We start from the raw sequence: 20,387 nt of genomic DNA on the forward strand, positions 1-20,387 counted from the left end.
TCCACAATCGAATTGAAAAATTGGTATTATTTTGTAAATTAAGTATACATGAGAAAAGCCGCCTTGACTCGACGGCTAAAGGACTATTTTGAGAAGGTGCTACATCAGGACGAACGGCTTATGAACAACAACCGTTTCGAGGCGACGAAGAGCGTCACGCCAATCAACAAGACACTACTGATGATCGGCCAAACGAGTAAACCCTCGCCCATGAGCACTTCGGCCGATAACGAGCCGAGCCGCCACGGCATCCAGTCCCACTCGAGCCACCCAATTAGGAGCGACATGATGAAGTGGAGGGCGAGCGTGATCACGAGGGCGACGAGGCCGCTCTCGAGCAACGCCGCGAACAAGAAGAAAATCGATAGCTGGACGACGAAATGGAGCATGAGTAATCCGGTCGCGATCAAGAAATCGGTGACGTCGAACGAATCGAACAAGACGATTGTATAGTAGGCGGCGCTCAATTGGGCGAGGCCGATGGCGACGACGGCGAGTAGCGAATAATGTCCCCATTTGCTGAGCACGATGCGCGTGCCTGGAATCTTGAGCGACTTGAGCCAGGCGAGCGTGCCGAGCGACCGTTCGTGACTGAACGTATGCATGGCGGATAACAGCACGACGAGCAGGCCGATTTGTCGCAACTGTTCGCTCGCCGACATGAGCACTTCTTCTGGTGACGGGGTCGGAATTTCGATGACCGCCCCGTCCGGCAAGTTGCCGCCCGAGGCCAAGATGTCCGGGAGGAAATAAAGCGTGAGCGGTTGCATCGCCGCAAGCAACATCAAGGCGATTGGTACCCAGATGAGTCGCTTATTGCGCCATGACTCTTTCCCTTCTTGTTTGAAGATGGCCAGTTTCATCAGGCGTTCACCTCCAAAAAGAGTGACTCGAGCGATGGATGCCCGACATGGAGCGATTGGAGCCGGAGACCACGTTCGAGGAACAATTGGAGCAGCGCCCGTTCCGTCACGTCTTTCGCATCCGTCTCGAGTTCCCACGTCGTCCCGGAGCGGGTGACGTGACTGACACCGGGGAGCGTCCGCCATTCCTCTTCCGTCAAGACGTCGTTGAACAGACGGACTTGGATCGAGGACTTCGAACCGAGCAAATCGGTCACGGTCCCTTCCATGAGCAGGCGCCCTTGCCGGAGCAGGAGCACCCAGTCACTCGCTTCCTCGGCGTCAGGGAGCACGTGCGTCGAATAGAGAATCATCCGCTCCCGCTTCAAGTCGCTCAATAAGTCGAGCACTTCCCGACGGCCGCGCGGGTCGAGCGCCGACACCGGCTCATCGAGCAGTAACAACTCCGGGTCATGTACGAGTGCCTGGGCGATGCCGAGCCGTTGCCGCATGCCGCCGGACAAGTGCGCTGCTGGCCGATCGACGGGCTCGAGTCCGACCCGTTTCAGCAGATGGATTGGGTCGATATTCGTGATGCCGGTCAACTCGGCCGCATAACGGATCGTCTCGACCGGGGTGAGCGATGGATAGAGCGCTGGCCGCTGCGGCAAATAGCCGATGCGAATGGCGTCGTGGCCGACGATTTGACCCGACGTCGGTGTCGTCACGCGGGCAATCATATTGAGCAATGTCGTCTTTCCGGCCCCGTTCTCCCCGAGGAGCGACGTGCAACCCGGTCGGAGCGAGAAGCTGACGTCGTCGAGCGCGGTGAACGTGCCGAATCGTTTCGTCAGTTTGGTGACGTTCATCGCTTCGTCCGTCCCCATAGGAAGTAGACGATCGGGCCGAGGATGTTGATGAACAGGATGACGAGAAGCCACACCCATTTCGGTCCGTTCGTTTCTTGTCGCTTCAGTAAATCAATCAAGGCGACGACGAGCAAGATGAGTTGCAGGATGAGGAGCGGCAATAAAATGAGCAATAAATTTGAGTCATTGGCAATATCCAATTATGTTCCTCCTTCATAAATGAGTTCACTGTTCCATTCCACGCATAGGACCTATTTCCTGTATGGAACAGAAAAAATCCCTTTCTCGGCTGAGAAAGGGTGACGATCATTTGACGATGATGACCGGGGCGAGAGCGCGTTTAGCAAGCTTATGGCTGACGCTGCCAAGCACGAACTCTTGGAACGTGTTCAGTCCGCGTGAACCGACGACGACGTACTCGTACGGCTGATGGTTCGCGTATTTGACGAGTTCGACGTCGGGTTCGCCGCGAAGTTCGATATATTCATATTCTAGCCCGGCCGCGACCACTTGGCCGAACAGGGGTTGTAACATCAATTTTCGCTTCGCTTCGAGATCGAGTTTTCCGGTCGATTTGAGCGCGGCTTCTTTCGATTCTTTGGCGCTGACGACATGGACGATGTCGATCGATGCGTCTGATGCCTTGGCGAGCTGGATCGCTTTCTCAAGCGCTCGCTTCGAGTGGGCAGATCCGTCTGCCGCTAAAAATACCTTTCCCATAAAAACGTCCTCCTCTTTCACACAATCTACTTTTAGTATATGCGATTTTGTAGAGCCATGGATAAAAAAATGGGAGTGAACGCGATTGTCCACTCCCGTAGAGACCAAATCAATGGCCAGCGTTTGCTTCTTGTTGTTTCAAGTGAAGCGCGAGCGTATTGAGCAGTTTCTCTGAATCTTTGTTCAAGTTTAATAGTTCCGGCTCGATCCCGACTTCGCGATACTTGAAGACGACTTTATCGATGGCACCGATGGCCGAGTCGTCCCAAAGATGGGTGTTCGAGAAGTCGATCGTGACGTGTTTGACACCGGCTTCGGCGTCTTCGGTCACATCGAACTGATTGACGAACTCAGACGTCGAGGCGAAGAAGAGCTGACCGTTCACGATGTAACGAGCACGATCGGCGTCTACACTGCGATCGAGTTCGACTTTCGAGATTTTTGCGGCGAAGAGAATCGCTGCCGTCAAAATCCCGGCGAAGACACCGAGTGACAAGTCGTGGGTGACAACCGTGACGAGCACCGTCACGAGCATGACGACCGTATCTGATTTTTGAGCGGTGCGCATCGCCTTAAGCGAGCCCCAGTCAAACGTCGCGTACGAGACGAAGAACATGACACCGACGAGGGCGCCGACCGGGATGAGCATCAATACATCGCTCATCGTCATGATCATGATAAATAACGCGAGTCCGGCGACGAACGTCGACAGTCGGCCGCGAGCACCGGACGAGACGTTGATGACCGATTGACCGATCATCGCACACCCTGGCATCCCGCCGAAGAGACCGGCGATGATGTTGGCGATACCTTGTCCTTTTGATTCTCGGTTCTTGTTCGAATCCGTGCCCGTCATGTCATCGACGATTTGTGCCGTCAACAGCGATTCGATCAATCCGACGAAGGCGAGGGAGATCGAGTAGGGGAGGATGATCATCAACGTCTCAAACGTCAACGGGACGTTCGGGAATAAAAATTCCGGGAGCGTTGCTGAAATCGTACCCATGTCGCTAATGTTTTTCGTCTCGAGCCCGAGCGTGACCGCCAGAATCGTCATGACGACGATGGCGACGAGCGGTGCCGGGATGACTTTGTTGATGCGTGGGAACAAGAAGATGATGGCGAGCGATCCAATGACGAGCGCCCAGATAATCCAGCTCTCACCTTCAAAGTTCGTCAACTGTGCCTGGAAAATCAAAATCGCGAGCGCGTTGACGAAGCCGACCATGACGGCGCGCGGGATGAACTTCATCAAGCGGGCGATGCCGAAATAGCCGAGCGCAATTTGAATGATTCCGGCGAGAATCCCCGCGGCGAGTAAATATTGTAACCCGTAGTCCGCGACGAGCGAGACGATGACGAGCGCTATCGCCCCGGTCGCAGCCGAAATCATGGCCGGACGACCACCGGCAATCGAGATGACCATCGCGATGATGAATGACGCATATAACCCGACCATCGGATCGACTCCAGCGATGAGCGAGAACGCAATCGCCTCAGGGATGAGGGCGAGTGCGACGACGAATCCAGCTAGGACGTCGGCCCGGACGTTGCCGAGCCAATCTTGTTTAATCGTATTCAATTTTTCCAAAAGAACACACCTCTCTATATATTTTTTGACTTTGATCTCCGAGTCTCACGAAGATCAAACGCCGCATTATATGAAAGAAGTCGTTCGACCGACACATGTTTTCACAACGTGTTTCATCATACCGAACTTTTTATGAGAAGACAATTGCTCCGCATGAGAAACTATGGTATTTTCATAACGTAAAGGTTATATAACGGATTTGTTATACAGAGGAGGAGAATGACGATGCATACGGTAGATGATTTAAGTAAAGTGCTCAAAGTGCTCGCCGACCCGACCCGTTTGACGATGCTCAAACAAATGCAAGGCGGTGAGCAATGTGCCTGCAGTTTTGTTGATTGTTTCGACATTTCGCAACCGGCAATCAGCCGCCACTTGAAGATGATGCGGCAAGCAGGGCTCCTGTTAGAGCGCCGCGACAAGCAATGGATTCACTATCGGTTGAATGAGACGAGCCCGTTCTATGCGATCGTCGTCGAGTTGCTCGACAACATCGAGACGGTCGAGGCGAATTGTGATTGTGAGACGGACTGTGCGATTTGAGGAGGAAAGATGTTGAACGTCACGAAGTGGACATCCACTTCGCTCTTCTTAGGATTAGGTAAAACGGTTAATCAAATAGAGAATTATTGGAGGAACTCATTGTGCAGTGGATTGCTAGTATCATTTTTTTAGTGACGCTTTTCCTCATCATCAAGCAACCGAAAGGCCTCGGCATCGGTTACTCGGCGATGGGGATGGCGGCGCTTGCCCTCATCACCGGAGTCGTCAATTTGGATGACGTCGGTACTGTGTGGGGCATCATTTGGAACGCGACGTTCACATTCGTCGCGCTCATCGTCATCTCGCTCATCTTGGACGAGATTGGCTTCTTTGAATGGGCGGCCTTACATATGGCCCGCATCGCCAAAGGCGGCGGCGTCAAGCTGTTCGTCTATATCACGCTACTCGGTGCGCTCGTCGCGGCGTTGTTCGCGAATGACGGGGCGGCGCTCATCTTGACGCCGATTGTCCTCGCCATGGTGCGGGCACTCAAACTTCCGGATGCGGTCGTTTTGGCATACGTCATGGCGTCTGGGTTCATCGCTGATACGGCGAGTCTGCCGTTCGTCGTCTCGAACCTCGTCAACATCGTCTCGGCCGACTTCTTCGGCATCGGTTTCGCCGAATATGCGGCGCGGATGGTGTTCGTCAACGTCTTCGCCGTCGCCGGAAGTTTGCTTGTCTTGTATTTGTATTTCAAAAACGACATTCCGAAGCAATACGATTTATCGAAACTCGTCGAGCCGGCCTCGGTCATCAAAGACCATAAAATGTTCCGCTTGTCGTGGGTCGTGCTCGCACTTCTCGTCATCGGATACTTCACAAGCGATATCGTCGGCATCCCGGTCTCTCTCGTCGCGGGGATTATCTCGTTGTTCTTCCTGATCATGGCGAACCGTTCACCGGCCGTGCCGACCCGGTCCGTTCTACGCGGGGCGCCTTGGGCAATCGTCTTCTTCTCGCTCGGGATGTATATCGTTGTCTACGGTCTGCAAAACGCGGGACTGACGCAAGTGCTCGCCAACTTCATCGATTGGTTCGCTGTGAATACATTCAGCGCCACGTTCGGGATGGGCTTCTTGGCTGCCATCTTATCGTCGGTCATGAACAATATGCCGACCGTCATGATTGATGCGCTCGCCATCGATTTGACGACTACGACCGGCCAGATTCGGGAAGCACTCATCTATGCGAACGTCATTGGGTCCGACCTCGGTCCGAAAATCACACCGATTGGGTCACTCGCGACGTTGCTATGGCTCCACGTGCTCCGCTCGAAAGGCTTGCGCATCGGTTGGGGTCAGTACTTCAAAGTCGGCATCATTTTGACGATTCCCACGCTCGCCATCACGTTGCTCGGACTATATATCAGCTTACTACTTTACTAAGGAGTGTTTATTATGAAATTGGTCATCATCGGTTCGGTCGCCGCTGGTACATCGGTCGCGGCGAAAGCACGTCGGAACAATGAAGACGCCCGAATCACCATCTACGACCGGGATTATGATATTTCTTATTCAGGATGTGGCATCCCGTACTATGTCGGCGGCGAAGTCGAGTTGCGCGACGATTTGACGCCTCGCGATGCGGCATTCTTCAAGAAACGCTACAACATCGACGTTATGACACGTCATAACGTGACGGCAGTCGATGCCGACGCAAAGACGGTCACGGTCGAGAACCTTGAGACGGGTGAATCGTTCACGGACAGCTATGATTCGTTAGTCCTCGCGACAGGTGCCTCGAGCATCATCCCGCCGATTCCGGGTGTCGATTCGGACAACGTGTTCCCAATCCGTAACATTCAGAATGCGGAAGCGACACGTAACTTCGTCGATGCGACGAACCCGAAACATGCAACGATCATCGGCGCCGGATTCATCGGTCTTGAGATGGCCGAGCAGCTCAAACTACGTGGCGTCGATGTCACCGTCATCGAGCGTTTCCCACAAGTGATGCCGCCGCTTGACAAAGATATGGCGTGCCGCGTCGAGGATCACCTCGAGAAGAACGGCATTGAGCTCATGCTCGGTGAGACAGTGACCGAACTCGTCGGTGATGGTCATGTCGAACGTGTTGTCACGGGGAGTGGCAAGACGATTGATACGGACCTCGTCATCCTCTCCGTCGGTGTCCGTCCGAACACGGAACTCGCGAAGTCGATTGGTGTCACAATTGGCGAGACGGGTGCAATCGCCATCAATGAGCGGATGGAGACAAACGTGAAGAACGTCTATGCGGCCGGCGACGTCGCCGAAAGTTTCTCGCTCGTCACGGGCAAACCGATTTGGCGTCCACTCGGTTCGACGGCGAACAAGATGGGTCGTGCCCTCGGGGACCTCATCACAGGAGGCGACCTTGAACACCGTGGCATCCTCGGCACAGGCATCTTCAAAGTGTTTGGCCAAGCCGTCGCCCAGACCGGTCTATCGGAACGTGAGGCCCGCGAGCTCGGGTATGACGTCGAAGTGCTCCATAACACGAAGCCGGACAAGCCGGCTTATATGGGCGGGAAAGACTTGACGATTAAAGCAATCGGCGACCGGGCGACACGTCAATTGCTCGGCGTTCAAATCGTCGGGTTCGAAGGTGTCGACAAGCGCATCGACGTATTCGTCACTGCCATCACGTTCAAAGCGAAGGTCGATGACTTGTTCCATCTCGACCTCGCGTACGCACCACCGTTCTCGACGACGAAAGATCCGGTCATGTACACGGGTATGGCACTCGCGAATAGTATGAACCTATCGGCGCGTCTGATTACACCGGCTGAGCTGCAGAAGCGAATCGATGCAGGTGAGGACATGCAGATTATCGATACGCGCAAAGCTTCGCAGTTCGAGAAGGCGTGCGTCGACTGTGCGGTCAACATTCCGCTCGGTAACTTGCGCGAAGCTGCCAAGGACATGGACAAAGACAAGCCGACGGTCGTGTACTGCAACGGCGGGGTGACGGGAAATGCGGCTCAAAACGTGCTCCGCAACCTCGGATTCACTGACGTCTACAACTTGTCGGGTGGGAACAAGAACTATCAGCTGTTCAAGAAATATGGTAACTGATTATGACGACGTCCGGAGCATTCGGGCGTCGTTTTTTGGTATGCTGAATCATGAGGTGAATCAGATGAACTATAAGCTGTTACATGAGAAGTACGAACGGAGAAAGCAGTGGCTCGTCTTTGAGAAGGAGGAGGTCGTCCGTCGGGTGATGGTCCGCTATAAGGCACGCGTCATCCCAAAAGAAGACATCATGGACTTAGTGAACGATGATCAACTGTCGTATGAACACATCTTCTGTTGCTTGACGATCGATGACCCGCGCATGATTGACAAAATCTTCACGGCGAAAGAAAAAAAGGACCACCGATGGGAACGGGAAGATAACGCGCGACGTGGGATGGTATATAAACATAAGGATGAGGAACACCGACGCTACAATCAATTGATTCTCGACGAGATGGAAGGACGTCGCCTCGACATCATATTCGAGAGCAAGGACGGAAAGTTCGTGACCGGATTTTTGACGAGGGATATGTCAACGCAAGTTGTCTCTTATATCTATGCACATACCGGCGCAGCGAAATTCACCGGGCTCATCCCGCGCTCGTTGTGGCCGGCGGATGTGACGGATGAAGAGTTTAAACTGAGCTATCGCTGGTACTTAGAGTCGTTGGAAGAGTGGGGAAAGTTATAAGAGAATGTCGAGACGACCTACTAGCAGACCGTCTTTTTTATATGTAATTCGCTATCACATTCCAGTCCCAGGCAAGAGATAGGAGTACTTCCCTATTGTTTAGAAAAAGATTGTATTTCAAAAAGGAAACGTTTACAATTTTTGTGTAAGCGTTTTCCTGAAATTATGCTACAAGGAGGGACCCACATGGTCAACAAGCGATGGAAACAGGCATGGGCAGTTGTGCTAACGTTTGCACTAGTGTTCTCAATGTTTCCGATGTCATCGTCCGCTCTCGAGAAAGACAAGTCGACACTCGTCGTCGTGCACTATCAAGAGGCACCGGACAATCAAATGGATTGGAACTTATGGCTTTGGGCGAATAACCCAGATTATTTCCCGAACAAACCGTTCGCCTTCAATGGCGAAGACGACTTCGGAAAGGTGGCGGCCTACGAATTCCCGGTCGATGCACCAGAAAAGCTCGGTCTCATCGTCCGAACGGACAACTGGGAGAAAGATAAAGGGTCGGAGAACGACCGCTTCATCACGAGCGATATGATTAAAGACGGCGTTGCCGAAGTGTGGATCAAGTCAGGGGACTCGAAGATCTATACGTCGAACCCGGACGGGGAGACGGCAGCAACGGACGTGGATATGAAAGTTCATTACTTCCGTTACGACAATACATACACGGACTGGGGTCTTTGGACATGGCCAGACGGTGGAGACGGTCAAAGCATCAACTTTGATGAAACGGACGCATTCGGCGGTGTCGCGAACGTGAAGTTCGCCAACCCGGACGCGAAGAAGCTCATCGGACTCGTCACGAAAAAAGGCGAATGGGCCGAAAAAGATGGGCCAGACCGGTTCGCACTCAGCACGGCGAAAGAGATTTGGCTCGTCGAAGGAGATTCGACGATTTACTACTCAGAACCTGAAATCGATCGCTCACCGAAAATCATCTCATTCGAGGCGGACACGTTCCGCCAAGCGGAACTCAAGCTCAACCGCGTCATCGATGACAAGTTCTTGAGCGAATTGACGGTCGAAGGCGCAACGGTCGAATCTCTCGAGAAGTCAGGCGACAAGTCGGTCACGGTCCGCTTCAAGGCCGACATCGACTTGGCGGCGGTCATCACGGCGAAGCACCCGACGTTCGGAGACAAAGTGCTCCAAGCGGGCGACGTGCTCCGGTCACCGGAGTTCGATGCGAAGTACGCCTATGACGGCAAGCTCGGTGTGACGTACAAACACTCAAAATCACAATTCGTCCTCTGGGCCCCGACGGCACAAGACGTGAAACTCGAACTATGGAACATGCCGAAAACGCGTCCAGCTTCAGATAAAGATTTGAAGAAGACGATCTCAATGAAGCGTGGCGAACGCGGCACATGGGTCGCGGATGTCCGCGGCGACTTGGACGGCATCGGCTACACGTACAACGTCAAGCACGCGTCAGGCAGCGTCCGCGCGGTCGATCCGTATGCGACGGCAGTCGGTGTGAACGGGGATCAAGGCGTCGTCGTCGACTTGAACGAGACGAAACCGAAACGTTGGAACTCGATGAAGCCGAAATTGGCGAAACGGACAGATGCCATCATCTATGAGACGCACGTCCGCGACTTGTCGATTTTCGACGTCACGTCAGACAAGTACGACTCAGGCATCAAACACAAAGGCAAATATCTTGGCGTCGTCGAGCCAGGCACACGCCTTCTCGTCAACGGCAAGAAGACGGCGACGAAGACGGGTCTCGACCATATGAAAGACCTCGGTGTCACGCACGTCCAGTTCATTCCGGTGTACGACTATAACACGGCCTCGGTCGATGAGACGAAACCGGATGCTTCGTACAACTGGGGCTATGACCCGAAAAACTATAACGCGCCGGAAGGCTCGTACTCGACGAATCCATATGACGCCAAAGTCCGGATTCGCGAGATGAAACAAATGATTCAAGGGCTCCATGACAACAACTTGCGCGCCGTCATGGACGTCGTCTATAACCACATGTTCGATGCGCAAGCCTCGAACTTGCATAAGATCGTTCCAGGTTACTACTACCGCTACACAGAAGGCGGCGACTTCGCGAACGGAACGGGCGTCGGCAACGACACCGCGTCGGAACGCAAGATGATGCAGAAGCTCATCGTCGACTCGGTCGTCTATTGGGCGCAAGAGTACCATTGGGATGGGTTCCGTTTCGACCTCATGGGCATTCATGACGTCAAGACGATGAACCAAGTCCGTTCGGCGTTGAACAAGGTCGACCCATCCATCCTCGTCTTCGGCGAAGGATGGGACCTCAGCACGCCGCTCGACCCGGCGAAAAAAGCGAACCAAAAGAACGCCTATAAGATGCCAGGCGTCGCGCACTTCAACGACAACATCCGCGACGGGCTGAAAGGCAGTGTCTTCATCGACACGGACAACGGCTTTATCAACGGAAAAGCCGGCCTTGAGAACCGCATCAAGACAGGTATCGTCGGCGAGATTGATTATAGCGCCGACATCAAAGGCTTTACGAAAGAACCGACGCAAGCAATCACGTACGTCGAGGCGCACGACAACCACACGCTTTGGGACAAGCTCGAACTCACAAACGCGAAAACGTCGGAAGCAACGCGTACGAAAATGCACCGTCTCGCGTCAAGCATCCTCTTGACGAGCCAAGGGACAACGTTCATCCATGCCGGTCAAGAGTTCATGCGGACGAAAGAAGGCGACCACAACTCGTACAAATCGCCAGACCGCATCAACCAAATGGACTGGAAACGGGCAGCCGACCGTAAGGCGGACGTCCAGTACATGAAAGGCTTAATCGAAATGCGTAAAGACAACCCAGGTCTCCGCATGACGAAGGCAGTTGACGTGAAGAAAAACTTGAAATTCTATAAAGCTGAAGCGAACGTCATCAGCTACTCGATCGATGACAAAGCGCCAGGCCAGAAGAAAGACTTGTTCATCACACACAACGCCAACGCTAAGACGGTCAAAGTAAAATTGCCGAGCGGGCAATGGAACCTCATCGTCGATGGGAAACAAGCGGGCACGAAGGCGATCAAACGCGTCTCGGGCACGGTCGATGTACCAGCATACAGCTCGGTCGTCGTGAAACAACGTTAAGTAGTTCACCAGAGGCCAAACGACCTCTGGTTTTTTTTATATGTCCATCCGGTTCGATGTGCGATTCCGAAAAATCATTCCCATGCTTGTTCAATCGAACAGCCCGCACATCGTCCTGCTTTTTTATCACGTCCGGGTAGAAAACGGGTGTGGTTTCCCTTAAGATGGGAGGGACAGAACGAAAGAGGAGATACATGAGATGGAGATTCAGGCAGCCCGACACTTTTTCTCACAACTAAAAGGCGATCAGACGGACCGGCTCGATGAGATTGCGAAAGAAATCGACCGTACGGGAACGTATACGCTCACGACCGACGAGTTGACCGAGGGCGCGAAACTCGCCTGGCGGAACTCAAACCGATGCATCGGCCGTCTGTTTTGGCAGACGCTCACCGTCCGGGATGCCCGCGGCGCGGAGACGTTCGACGATGTGTTCGAAGCACTCATCGACCACTTGCGTTACGCGACGAACGGCGGGAAAATCCGCTCGACGATGACGGTGCTCCCGAACGAGTTCCGTCTCTTGAACACGCAACTCATCCGGTATGCGGCATATGAGACAGAAGACGGCATCATCGGCGATCCACTGTCTTTGACGATGACGCGTCAGGCCGAACGGCTCGGTTGGAGCGGGGCCAGGACTGCGTTTGACATCTTGCCGCTCCTGATCACGGATGGGAGTGACGTTCGGCTCTATGAATTGCCGGACGATGCGGTACTCGAGGTCGACATTCAGCACGAGGCGTACGACTTGTTCGGCGGACGGCCGATTAAATGGCACGCTGTTCCGGCCATCGCCGACATGGAACTGGAAATTGGTGGGCTGCGCTTCACCTCGGTCCCGTTCAACGGCTGGTATATGGAGACCGAGATTGGGGCGCGCAACTTGGCCGATACGGACCGTTATGACCTGTTGCCGCTCGTCGGCGCATCGCTCGGGCTCGACACGTCGAAAGAGCGGACGCTTTGGCGCGACCGGGCCCTCGTCGAATTGAACGTCGCCGTCTTGCAGTCGTTCGAACGGGCCGGCGTGACGATTGTCGACCACCATACGGCGGCGAAACAGTTCAAACGGTTCGAGAAGAACGAGCAGGACGCCGGGCGCGACGTGACCGGGCAATGGAGCTGGCTCATCCCACCGCTGTCTCCGGCCGCGACGCACGTGTTCCACCGCCACTATGATGACAAAATTGTGACGCCGAACTTGTTCGCGCGCTCGGGTTGTCCGTTTTCGGCGTTTCAAGCGAAGGCAAAAGAGGAATCTAAAGCCTAGAACCGAAACGAGAGGATGATGAACGTGGCAGTCCCAATTTGGAAACGTGCCGTCGCCAGTCAAATCGACCAACTCATTTTTCAAACACCAGCGAAACTTGTCGAGAAGACGATTCGGAAGAAGTTGTTTCCTGGAAAAGAAGTGAAACGTTACTATTTACCGACGCTCGTGACGATGGCCGGGGAAGTATACTTCCTGCTCAATAAAAATGGCCAAACAATCGGCGACCAGGTCGTCGGGATTAAAGTCGTCAGTCAAGACGGGCGCTCGCTCTCGCTCGAACAAGTCGTGAAGCGGACGCTATATAAAGACGTCGTCTATCCGGCCACGCTCGGTCTGCCGCTGTTAAAAGCGCTGCAACAGATCAAGTCGGGCAAGAACATGGAATTGCCGCATGATGAGTTTGCTCATACGAAACTGATTTCGACACGATGAGTCGAAGCCGAAGACAGCGCGACGACGAGTCGGGCTGTCTTTTTTCGTGCGAATGAGTCGGAAAGGAACGAATCCGGAAAATAAGGTATAATGAGAAAGGAAAAAATTGAACGACCATTGGAGGATTTTTGTTATGACCAAAATCGCATGGATTACCGATAGTATGGCCAATTTCTCGAAGGAAGAGGCGGCCCGTCTCGGTGTCGATATCGTCCCGATTCAACTGATTGTCGACGGCAGCGGCTATAGCGAAGTCGACTTGTCGCTCGAAGACTTGCACCGCTATATGATCGACCAAAAGAAAGAGGCGAAGACGTCACAGCCGATTTTCGGCGACTTCATCGCCCGCTATGAACGTTTGAAAGAAGAAGGATATGATTGCGCCATCGCCGTCCATTGCTCGAACGGCTTGAGTTCGACCGTGAAGAACTCGAGTGCAGCGGCCGAAGCGGCCGGCTTCAAAGTATATACGGTCGATTCGCACGCAGCGCTCGAGGCGCAGCAAGAACTCGTCCGTCTCGGTCTTGCCGCCGAAGCTGAAGGCAAGTCGGTCGAAGAGATTGTCGCCTTGCTCGAAGCGTGGCGCGATAAGAAGAACTTCTTCATGATTATCGGCAACATGGAAACGATGCGCCGCGGCGGCCGCGTCTCGTCAGGCGAGATGTTCCTCGCCAACATCCTCAACATCAAACCGATTATCACGCTCGATGAGACGGGGAAAGTCATCCCGTTCAAAAAAGCACGCTCGCTTAAAAAAGCATACGCCGAGATGGTGACCGAGCTCGAACGTCGCCACGCCGCGAACGGCATCCACAACAACCGCGTCTTCGTCCAAACGGCGCTCGCGCCGGAGATGCAAGACAATATCGTCGCGCTCATCCAAGCAAAATTGCCTGACATTGAAATCGTCAAGACGCGTTTCTGTCCGTCGATCGCGGTTCACGCAGGGTTTGAGACGGTCGGGATTCTCTGGCTCAACGCGTAACCGTAAAGGAGGGAGTTTGATGGAAGCTGTCACCACACTCACGGCGCTACAAGACCGGATTGCGGACTCGGACCAATTGCTCGTCTACGTGTCGCATCCGACCTGTAGCGTCTGCCACTCGCTCAAACCGCAAGTCGAAGAGATGTTGACGGAGTTCCCCGATATCGAGGCGATTGCCGTCGATTCGGACGAGGTACCGGAAATTGCCGGCGCCTACTCGATTTTCACCGTCCCGGTCGTCCTGTTTTTCCTCGACGGCAGAGAGACGCTCCGCCGGGCCCGGTTCGTCCCCATCGGCGAGCTGACCCATCAACTCGAGCGTCTCCAAGAGATGCGCGGTTGAATCCACAGACACTCGTCTGTGGATTTTTTTGGTTGTTTGCGTCGAGGACAGGGAATCAGGGGAGTAGCTGCGTCACTTGTTCGAATGAAGAAATGAGGAAACGCTGATGGAAATCATACGCCACTCCGAATGGGCGGACACGAAGCTCACACTACATCTGTTGTCGCAAATATTAGGGAAAATCAAACTCGGGCTCGCCCCGCAAGAACCGCAATGGGCCCACGTCACGTTGCCGCTCACCGTGAACGGGTTTTCGACCGGACCGCTCTGGAGCGGGGAGACGTTGTTCGAGCTGGACATCGATGTCGCGGCTGGAATCATCACAGTGCACGTCGAGTCCAATCGGACAATGTTTCCGCTTGAGGACGGAAAATCGCTCAAAACGTATTACACAGAAATCATCGGCACGCTTCAAGCGTCCGGCGTTCGACTCGAGTTCAATCCGAAGACGCAGGAGATGCGAGAACTCAGATACTTGGACCGGGATGAGGCGCCGCTCGCTTACGATGCCGATGCCGCGCTGAAAGGGCTGCGTTTGTTCCAATACGCCGCACGGGAACAAGCGGCGTTTCTTGCCCCGCTCCGGTGCCGGAAAGTGAAACCGGCCTTGTTTTGGGGCACGTTCGACGTCTCGTCGATGATTGTCTACGGGAAGTCCGAGCCGTTCCTGGAAGACAAACTGATTGAGAAGGCGGCGTTCGATGAGCACATGATTGAGTTCGGGTTTTGGCTCGGGGATGCGTCCGTCGACGTGCCGACGTTCTTTATCTTGCCGTATCCGTTTCAATACACCGAGCTCGCCTCGGAACGGCTTCAACCTGCGGACGCCTACTATGACGCCAACATGAGCGAGTGTTTTCTGTCGCTGGAGAAAGTAGACCGGTCAAGTGACGTCCAAGCGTTCTTCCGGACATCGTTCGACCTGTTGAGTGAACAGCTCGGTTGGGAAGGGTGCACACATTATTTCTTGCCGCTCGATATGCCGCCGCAACCAAAATAAGGGCCCACAGACGAAAGTCTGTGAGCCCTTATTTTTATTCTGCTGCGACTTGTGGCACGAGGTAAATCAAGCCGAACGGGTTATGGAGCAAGTTGTCGATGGACGTCCGCTCGTCTTCACCCATCTCGACCGTGAACGTTTTGCCGTCCTCGAACGTGAAGCTGTCCCCGTCCCCGAACATCGATCCACCCGAAATGAGGTGGAAGTTGAACGAATGGACGACGTGAATCGCGTCTTCAATTTCGAGCGTGGCCGGTACGGCGACGTCGGCGTGACCGAACGCTTTCATGCCCCACGAGACGTAGGCGTCTTCTTCTTCCGTGATGGCTGTGAGAAGCGAGTAGTCGAGGGCGAGGTCTTCTTCTTTCGACTCTTGCCATTCGTCTTTCGAGTAGGCGACCCCAGCCGTCTCGACCATGACGCCGAGTCCGCCGGCGTTCAAGATGGCATTGGCCGCACGGCGGGCCGCCGCGATGTCCGTCACGTCATTGACGTCGACGATCAAATAGACGATGTGCGTGTGGCGGGTAAGCCCTTTCGCGATTTTCGGCGTGAAACCGCCCGAGCTGGCATGAATCATCGCTTCGGCGAGAGCCGGGTCGCGCTCGACGACTTCGACCGTGAATGCTTTTCCGGTCTCATCTTCTAACAGCAGTAGGCCAGCCATCGTGTAGCCTTCGCTATGTAAACTGATTTGTTCGCTGACTGCCTCGGCCGATGACCAGTTTCCTGGAATGGCGAGCAACACTTGTGTACGGTTCATATAAGAATCATCCTCTTCTTCAAATAGTCAGGCCCCTCACAGGGAGAGGCCTGGTCTCTTCTCTTATTATGCCCTATTTGGCGAAAAATTATTCTTGATACGTCTTCAATACTTCTTGGAGCGGAATCTGATCGATCTTGCGACGGCTGATGAACGTGCTTGCAAAGAAGAGGAGCGTCACCGCACCCAGTGTATAAAGCAGATAAATCCACTCGAACTCGAGCGGCAAGACGAGTCCATAATCTTCCGCGAACACGACGATGATGACCCGCAAGATGACGAGGGCGATCGGGATGCTGAGCAGGGCCGAGATGAGCGCGTAGATGAAGTAGCTATTGAGAATCATCGAGCGGACCTCGCGCCGGTCGTAGCCCATCACTTTCAAGAGCGAGATGACGTAATAATTTTTCTCGACCGTGAGTGCGGTCAAGACGAACAGGATGCTGAAGGCGATCAAGGCCGATCCGCCGATCATGACGTTCATCATCAAGTTCATGTACTCATTGATCGATTGGGACTGCTCAATCAGACCGCTTCGTGAGATGACCGTCAGATAGTCCGTCTCGTCCGGCCGTTCGGTCGCATAAATCCCGTTGAACAAATCACGTGTCGTCCCGCCCGATAATTGTTCGCTGAGCGTTGCCCGAGGCAGGTAGACGACATCGCCCGCATATTCGTCGGCGATACCTCCGATCGGGTACGACAACGTCTCGTTGTCGAGTTCGATGTCAAGCGTGTCCCCGGTCTCGAGGCCGAGCTTCAAGGCGAGTGAGGCGTTGACGATGATCTCATCCGCTTTCGGTACCAGTTCGTTCCCGTCTTCGTCTTCGAGAGGGTAGAGTGTGTTCGTCGCATCGAGCCCTTTCAACGTGACAAGGTTGTCTTGAGCGAAGGCGAACGGGTAGGTGAGGAACGGCTCTTGTCCATCTTCGAGCACGGGTTGCGTCGTCGTGTACGCCTCATATTCATAGTCGGCCTCGTTCAACTCGCCGACCGTCATCCGGTCGACCGCCCCGTTCATCATGAGGGCGAAGACGATGAGGAGCGTCGAGAACAGGATACCGAAAAAGAAGATGATGAAGCTACCCGTGCTTTTGACGGCGTATAAATATTTGAATTTCGTCTTGCCGCGGGCGTTCCGGAGCAGACGGCTGACGATGCGGCTCAGTCGATTGAGTGAGGCGTTGTCTCGAGGCGACAGCAAAGCGAGAACGCTCTCGCCCATGATTTTATAGATGACGGCTCCCGCCACGAGCGCGAAGAACAGGAGCGGGGCGAAGACGGCCGTGAGAAAGACGAGCGGGCTTTGGGCGATGGTGATGGACGGCAATAGATAGAAATCGAGGTAAAGGTTTTTGAGCGGCTCGGCGAAGTAGAGCCCGAGGAAATAGCCGATGACGAGCATGAGCGTCGCGAACAACAAGATGAAGACTAGGTACGGGACCGCGATTTGGCGGCGGTTGTAGCCAATCGCTTTCAAGAGCCCGATTTGTCCGCGCTCGGCCTCGAGCATGTTCGAAATCAGGATGGCGACGATGATGACGGCAATCGAGACGATGAACAGGCTCAAGCCGAGCGCCATCGCTTTACCAGATGAGATCTCGCTATAGATGGCGCCGCTGCGCATGATGTTTTCCGTTTCCATGACCGAGATGACGAACGGGAGCTCGACGTCGGTCACGACCGTCCCGTCAGTGACACCGGCAAGGCGGAACGATTCGGTTCCAATCACCTCGTCGTAGGCGGCGTCCGTCATCAAAAGGAGTGTCTGCGTGCCGGGATCCAAATTGAAGAAGTTCTCATCAAACAGCGGGAGCGTGTAGTCCGGGAACAAGACGAATCCGCTCACCGTGAAAGGGGTACCGAGGTCGAGCGAATCACCGATTTCAATCCCGTTCTTTTCGGCGTATTTCGCATTGATGGCGATCTCATCGTTTTGCTCAGGCCGCTTGCCAGCCTCGAGATAAGACACGTTGATCGTGTCCGCTTCTTTCAAGACGAGTCCGCGGTGTTCGCTCGAGCCGAACGGGTAGGTCAAAAGCTTCGAGGCGCGGAGCTCAAGCGTCGCGCCGTCCATCTCGCCCTCGACGGCGTCGATGCGTGCCGCGATCAAGTCATCGAACGCCGCCTCGTCGACACGTCGCAAGTCCGAGAGCGTGTAGCGGCCGGAGGCGATGAAGTCCGCCAACTCAGGCAAGGCCGCCTCTTCTTCCGTGACCCGGTTCAGCATCTCGACGGCAAAATCCTCTTGATTCGATGAGGCGAGATACTCCTCGGTCGGCACTTCGATGCCGCTGATGCCATAAAACATCATCGTATACGTGAGCGAGCTCATGACGATGATGACGGCGATGGCAAGGAGCTGCATCCATTTGCCAGCGAGCGTCTTCCATACGTTTTTATACAGCATCTGTCTCACCCCCAGTGGATGTCGCGAGCGGCTTTTCGGACCGGGTTGTGCGTATACTCCACGATCCGTCCCGAGTTCATTTTGATGACGTCATCGGCCATCTCACTGATGCCCGTGTTGTGCGTGATGACGACGACCGTCTTGTTGTACGTCTCGTTCAAGCGCTCGAGTAGTTCGAGCACCCGTTTTGAATTGTCCTCATCGAGCGAGCCCGTCGGTTCGTCGCAGAAGATGATGGACGGATTTTTGGCGAGACTCCGGGCGACCGAGACGCGTTGTTGTTCGCCGCCCGACAATTGGTACGGGTATTTGTCGCGGGCAGCCGCTAACCCGACTTGATTCAACAACTCTTCGATTGGGAGCGGGTCGGTCGATAAATCGGCCCCGATTTGAACGTTCTCGTAGACGGTCAAGTTTTGGAGTAGATTATATTGTTGAAAGATGAAGCCGAGATGGTCGCGTCGAAACGCTGTCATCTGCTCGGACGATAAGTCCGTCAAGACGGTGTCACCGAACGTGATCGTCCCGGACGTCACCGTGTCGAGGCCACTGATGACGTTCAACAGCGTACTCTTGCCGCTCCCGCTCGGGCCGAGGATGACGACGAAGGCCCCGTCATTGATCGTCAAATCGATGTCTTTCAACGCCGCGGTCTCGACGTCCCCGGTCTTATAGATTTTATTGACGTGCTGAATGTGAATCATACCGATTCCTCCTTTGTCCGATGTTATCTTTTACCCGTTTCGAGCACATCGCGGACGGGAATATGTGAAACTTCATAGGATTTCAATTTTGAAAAAATAGTGAAACCGCTTCACCTGTGATAAAATAATATTACCAGGTACTAATATTGATTGAAGGAGAATCCTACTATGAAAATTGCTTATATTACGGACAGCACGGTCGTCCTTCCTGATTCGATTCAACACCACCCGGACATCCATATCGTTCCGCTCTACGTCGTCAAAGGCGACCAGCCGTATAAAGACGGGGTCGAGGTCGATGCCAAGACCGTGTACGAATGGATTGACGCAGGTGAACGCGTCTCGACGAGCCAACCGGCCATCGGCGACTTCGTCACTTTGTATGAGAGCATCAAAGATCAATATGATATGGGCATCGCCGTCCACTTGTCGTCGGACTTGAGCGGGACGTATTCGGCATCGGTTCAAGGTGCAGAGATCGCCGAGTTCAAACTGCTCGCTATCGACTCACGGGCCGGCATCTACACGATGGGGCTCATGCTCGAAGGGTTGATTGAACGCGTCGAGCGTGGGGATACGCTCGAGGACATCGAAGCGTATATGAAACAACGAGTCGAGGACGTCCACATCGAATTGATTTTGCAAAACTTGACGCAAATGCAAAAAGGCGGCCGGATCTCGAAGTCGAAAGCGCTCATCGGGAATATGTTGCAATTGAAGCCGGTGCTTCGCTTCGAAGACGGTCTTATCGTTCCGTATCAAACGGTTCGGACGTATAAGAAGGCGCAAGCCCAGTTGTTCGAAGCGCTCCGTCAAGTCATCGATTCGGGTGAGTGCACGGACGTCTCGATTTTCCACGGGAACGTGCCAGAACTGGCCGAGTCGTGGAAACGTGAACTCGGCGATAAAGCCAAAATTCGGGTCGACACACTCGCACCGCTCCTTGGGGCCCACACGGGGTCAGGCTCAATTGGTTTTTCGTTCTTAAAAGCAAAGTGATGACAGGATCGTGACGCGAGTCGCGATCTTTTTTTATTGTCACAACTTTCAAACAACGGCTGGAATCTTCCACCAAAACCCTTCATACTATGTAGGAATGATAAAGAAA

The 20,387-nt window shown here is 54.1% G+C and carries 19 protein-coding genes; 11 read left to right on the forward strand and 8 right to left on the reverse strand.

Going from position 1 to position 20,387, the window contains the following annotated elements; translation table 11 throughout:
* Positions 1 to 104: 104 nt before the first annotated feature.
* From FED52_RS03470 to FED52_RS03490, 5 genes are all read right to left on the reverse strand, one after another.
* Positions 105 to 863, reverse strand: a complete 759-nt coding sequence (locus tag FED52_RS03470; protein WP_138858967.1) for an ABC transporter permease — start codon at positions 861 to 863, stop codon at positions 105 to 107.
* A complete protein-coding gene (locus FED52_RS03475) occupies positions 863 to 1,711 on the reverse strand; it encodes an ABC transporter ATP-binding protein (protein ID WP_138858968.1) in 849 nt (282 codons plus the stop codon). Before FED52_RS03475 ends, FED52_RS03470 begins: the two co-directional genes overlap by 1 nt.
* Positions 1,708 to 1,911, reverse strand: a complete 204-nt coding sequence (locus FED52_RS03480; RefSeq protein WP_082665716.1) for a PLD nuclease N-terminal domain-containing protein — start codon at positions 1,909 to 1,911, stop codon at positions 1,708 to 1,710. Before FED52_RS03480 ends, FED52_RS03475 begins: the two co-directional genes overlap by 4 nt.
* A gap of 106 nt (positions 1,912 to 2,017) precedes the next feature.
* The gene (locus tag FED52_RS03485) at positions 2,018 to 2,431 is read right to left on the reverse strand and encodes a universal stress protein (protein WP_138858969.1); all 414 of its coding nucleotides are present in this window, start codon (positions 2,429 to 2,431) and stop codon (positions 2,018 to 2,020) included.
* Positions 2,432 to 2,540: 109 nt separating this feature from the next.
* Positions 2,541 to 4,022: a SulP family inorganic anion transporter gene (locus FED52_RS03490; protein WP_138858970.1), complete on the reverse strand. Its 1,482-nt coding sequence runs from the start codon at positions 4,020 to 4,022 to the stop codon at positions 2,541 to 2,543.
* A 225-nt stretch (positions 4,023 to 4,247) separates the two neighbouring features.
* Here FED52_RS03490 and FED52_RS03495 point away from each other — a divergent pair, with 225 nt between their 5' ends.
* The 10 genes from FED52_RS03495 (at position 4,248) to FED52_RS03540 (ending at position 15,402) form a co-directional block, all read left to right on the forward strand.
* Positions 4,248 to 4,565 carry an ArsR/SmtB family transcription factor gene (locus FED52_RS03495; RefSeq protein WP_138858971.1) on the forward strand — a complete coding sequence of 106 codons (318 nt, stop codon included), beginning with the start codon at positions 4,248 to 4,250 and terminating at the stop codon, positions 4,563 to 4,565.
* Between the two features lie 101 nt (positions 4,566 to 4,666).
* The gene (locus FED52_RS03500; RefSeq protein ID WP_138858972.1) at positions 4,667 to 5,953 is read left to right on the forward strand and encodes an arsenic transporter; all 1,287 of its coding nucleotides are present in this window, start codon (positions 4,667 to 4,669) and stop codon (positions 5,951 to 5,953) included.
* Between the two features lie 12 nt (positions 5,954 to 5,965).
* The gene (locus tag FED52_RS03505) at positions 5,966 to 7,624 is read left to right on the forward strand and encodes an FAD-dependent oxidoreductase (protein ID WP_138858973.1); all 1,659 of its coding nucleotides are present in this window, start codon (positions 5,966 to 5,968) and stop codon (positions 7,622 to 7,624) included.
* A gap of 64 nt (positions 7,625 to 7,688) precedes the next feature.
* Positions 7,689 to 8,258 carry a hypothetical protein gene (locus FED52_RS03510; protein ID WP_138858974.1) on the forward strand — a complete coding sequence of 190 codons (570 nt, stop codon included), beginning with the start codon at positions 7,689 to 7,691 and terminating at the stop codon, positions 8,256 to 8,258.
* A gap of 186 nt (positions 8,259 to 8,444) precedes the next feature.
* Positions 8,445 to 11,366 (forward strand): type I pullulanase, encoded by a 2,922-nt coding sequence (gene pulA / locus FED52_RS03515; RefSeq protein ID WP_138858975.1) that lies wholly within the window; start codon positions 8,445 to 8,447, stop codon positions 11,364 to 11,366.
* A gap of 199 nt (positions 11,367 to 11,565) precedes the next feature.
* Complete coding sequence (locus tag FED52_RS03520; RefSeq protein WP_138858976.1) at positions 11,566 to 12,639, forward strand: nitric oxide synthase oxygenase; 1,074 nt, start codon at positions 11,566 to 11,568, stop codon at positions 12,637 to 12,639.
* 18 nt (positions 12,640 to 12,657) lie between these two features.
* The gene (locus FED52_RS03525) at positions 12,658 to 13,074 is read left to right on the forward strand and encodes an RDD family protein (protein WP_240731302.1); all 417 of its coding nucleotides are present in this window, start codon (positions 12,658 to 12,660) and stop codon (positions 13,072 to 13,074) included.
* A gap of 133 nt (positions 13,075 to 13,207) precedes the next feature.
* Complete coding sequence (locus FED52_RS03530) at positions 13,208 to 14,059, forward strand: DegV family protein (RefSeq protein ID WP_138858978.1); 852 nt, start codon at positions 13,208 to 13,210, stop codon at positions 14,057 to 14,059.
* A 19-nt stretch (positions 14,060 to 14,078) separates the two neighbouring features.
* Positions 14,079 to 14,402 carry a thioredoxin family protein gene (locus tag FED52_RS03535; protein WP_138858979.1) on the forward strand — a complete coding sequence of 108 codons (324 nt, stop codon included), beginning with the start codon at positions 14,079 to 14,081 and terminating at the stop codon, positions 14,400 to 14,402.
* A 106-nt stretch (positions 14,403 to 14,508) separates the two neighbouring features.
* Positions 14,509 to 15,402 (forward strand): DUF5996 family protein, encoded by an 894-nt coding sequence (locus FED52_RS03540; protein WP_138858980.1) that lies wholly within the window; start codon positions 14,509 to 14,511, stop codon positions 15,400 to 15,402.
* A 34-nt stretch (positions 15,403 to 15,436) separates the two neighbouring features.
* On the opposite strand, the gene FED52_RS03545 is transcribed toward FED52_RS03540, so the two are convergent.
* The 3 genes from FED52_RS03545 to FED52_RS03555 form a co-directional block, all read right to left on the reverse strand.
* On the reverse strand, positions 15,437 to 16,165 hold the full coding sequence (locus FED52_RS03545) for a DUF4261 domain-containing protein (protein ID WP_138858981.1): 729 nt from the start codon (positions 16,163 to 16,165) through the stop codon (positions 15,437 to 15,439).
* An 88-nt stretch (positions 16,166 to 16,253) separates the two neighbouring features.
* On the reverse strand, positions 16,254 to 18,575 hold the full coding sequence (locus tag FED52_RS03550) for an ABC transporter permease (protein ID WP_138858982.1): 2,322 nt from the start codon (positions 18,573 to 18,575) through the stop codon (positions 16,254 to 16,256).
* A 5-nt stretch (positions 18,576 to 18,580) separates the two neighbouring features.
* Positions 18,581 to 19,279, reverse strand: a complete 699-nt coding sequence (locus tag FED52_RS03555; protein WP_138858983.1) for an ABC transporter ATP-binding protein — start codon at positions 19,277 to 19,279, stop codon at positions 18,581 to 18,583.
* Between the two features lie 168 nt (positions 19,280 to 19,447).
* Here FED52_RS03555 and FED52_RS03560 point away from each other — a divergent pair, with 168 nt between their 5' ends.
* On the forward strand, positions 19,448 to 20,278 hold the full coding sequence (locus FED52_RS03560) for a DegV family protein (protein ID WP_138858984.1): 831 nt from the start codon (positions 19,448 to 19,450) through the stop codon (positions 20,276 to 20,278).
* Positions 20,279 to 20,387 lie beyond the last annotated feature (109 nt).

Origin of the sequence: Exiguobacterium mexicanum (genome assembly GCF_005960665.1) — a bacterium.
GTDB classification, from domain to species: Bacteria; Bacillota; Bacilli; order Exiguobacteriales; family Exiguobacteriaceae; genus Exiguobacterium; species Exiguobacterium mexicanum_A.

What these genes read in the sequence shown, in the direction of transcription:
- FED52_RS03470 (WP_138858967.1), bottom strand. Translation starts at nt 863, where the DNA reads ATGAAACTGGCCATCTTCAAACAAGAAGGGAAAGAGTCATGGCGCAAT.
- FED52_RS03475 (WP_138858968.1), bottom strand. Translation starts at nt 1,711, where the DNA reads ATGAACGTCACCAAACTGACGAAACGATTCGGCACGTTCACCGCGCTC.
- FED52_RS03485 (WP_138858969.1), bottom strand. Translation starts at nt 2,431, where the DNA reads ATGGGAAAGGTATTTTTAGCGGCAGACGGATCTGCCCACTCGAAGCGA.
- FED52_RS03495 (WP_138858971.1), top strand. Translation starts at nt 4,248, where the DNA reads ATGCATACGGTAGATGATTTAAGTAAAGTGCTCAAAGTGCTCGCCGAC.
- FED52_RS03505 (WP_138858973.1), top strand. Translation starts at nt 5,966, where the DNA reads ATGAAATTGGTCATCATCGGTTCGGTCGCCGCTGGTACATCGGTCGCG.
- FED52_RS03510 (WP_138858974.1), top strand. Translation starts at nt 7,689, where the DNA reads ATGAACTATAAGCTGTTACATGAGAAGTACGAACGGAGAAAGCAGTGG.
- pulA (WP_138858975.1), top strand. Translation starts at nt 8,445, where the DNA reads ATGGTCAACAAGCGATGGAAACAGGCATGGGCAGTTGTGCTAACGTTT.
- FED52_RS03520 (WP_138858976.1), top strand. Translation starts at nt 11,566, where the DNA reads ATGGAGATTCAGGCAGCCCGACACTTTTTCTCACAACTAAAAGGCGAT.
- FED52_RS03525 (WP_240731302.1), top strand. Translation starts at nt 12,658, where the DNA reads ATGAACGTGGCAGTCCCAATTTGGAAACGTGCCGTCGCCAGTCAAATC.
- FED52_RS03530 (WP_138858978.1), top strand. Translation starts at nt 13,208, where the DNA reads ATGACCAAAATCGCATGGATTACCGATAGTATGGCCAATTTCTCGAAG.
- FED52_RS03535 (WP_138858979.1), top strand. Translation starts at nt 14,079, where the DNA reads ATGGAAGCTGTCACCACACTCACGGCGCTACAAGACCGGATTGCGGAC.
- FED52_RS03540 (WP_138858980.1), top strand. Translation starts at nt 14,509, where the DNA reads ATGGAAATCATACGCCACTCCGAATGGGCGGACACGAAGCTCACACTA.
- FED52_RS03545 (WP_138858981.1), bottom strand. Translation starts at nt 16,165, where the DNA reads ATGAACCGTACACAAGTGTTGCTCGCCATTCCAGGAAACTGGTCATCG.
- FED52_RS03550 (WP_138858982.1), bottom strand. Translation starts at nt 18,575, where the DNA reads ATGCTGTATAAAAACGTATGGAAGACGCTCGCTGGCAAATGGATGCAG.
- FED52_RS03555 (WP_138858983.1), bottom strand. Translation starts at nt 19,279, where the DNA reads ATGATTCACATTCAGCACGTCAATAAAATCTATAAGACCGGGGACGTC.
- FED52_RS03560 (WP_138858984.1), top strand. Translation starts at nt 19,448, where the DNA reads ATGAAAATTGCTTATATTACGGACAGCACGGTCGTCCTTCCTGATTCG.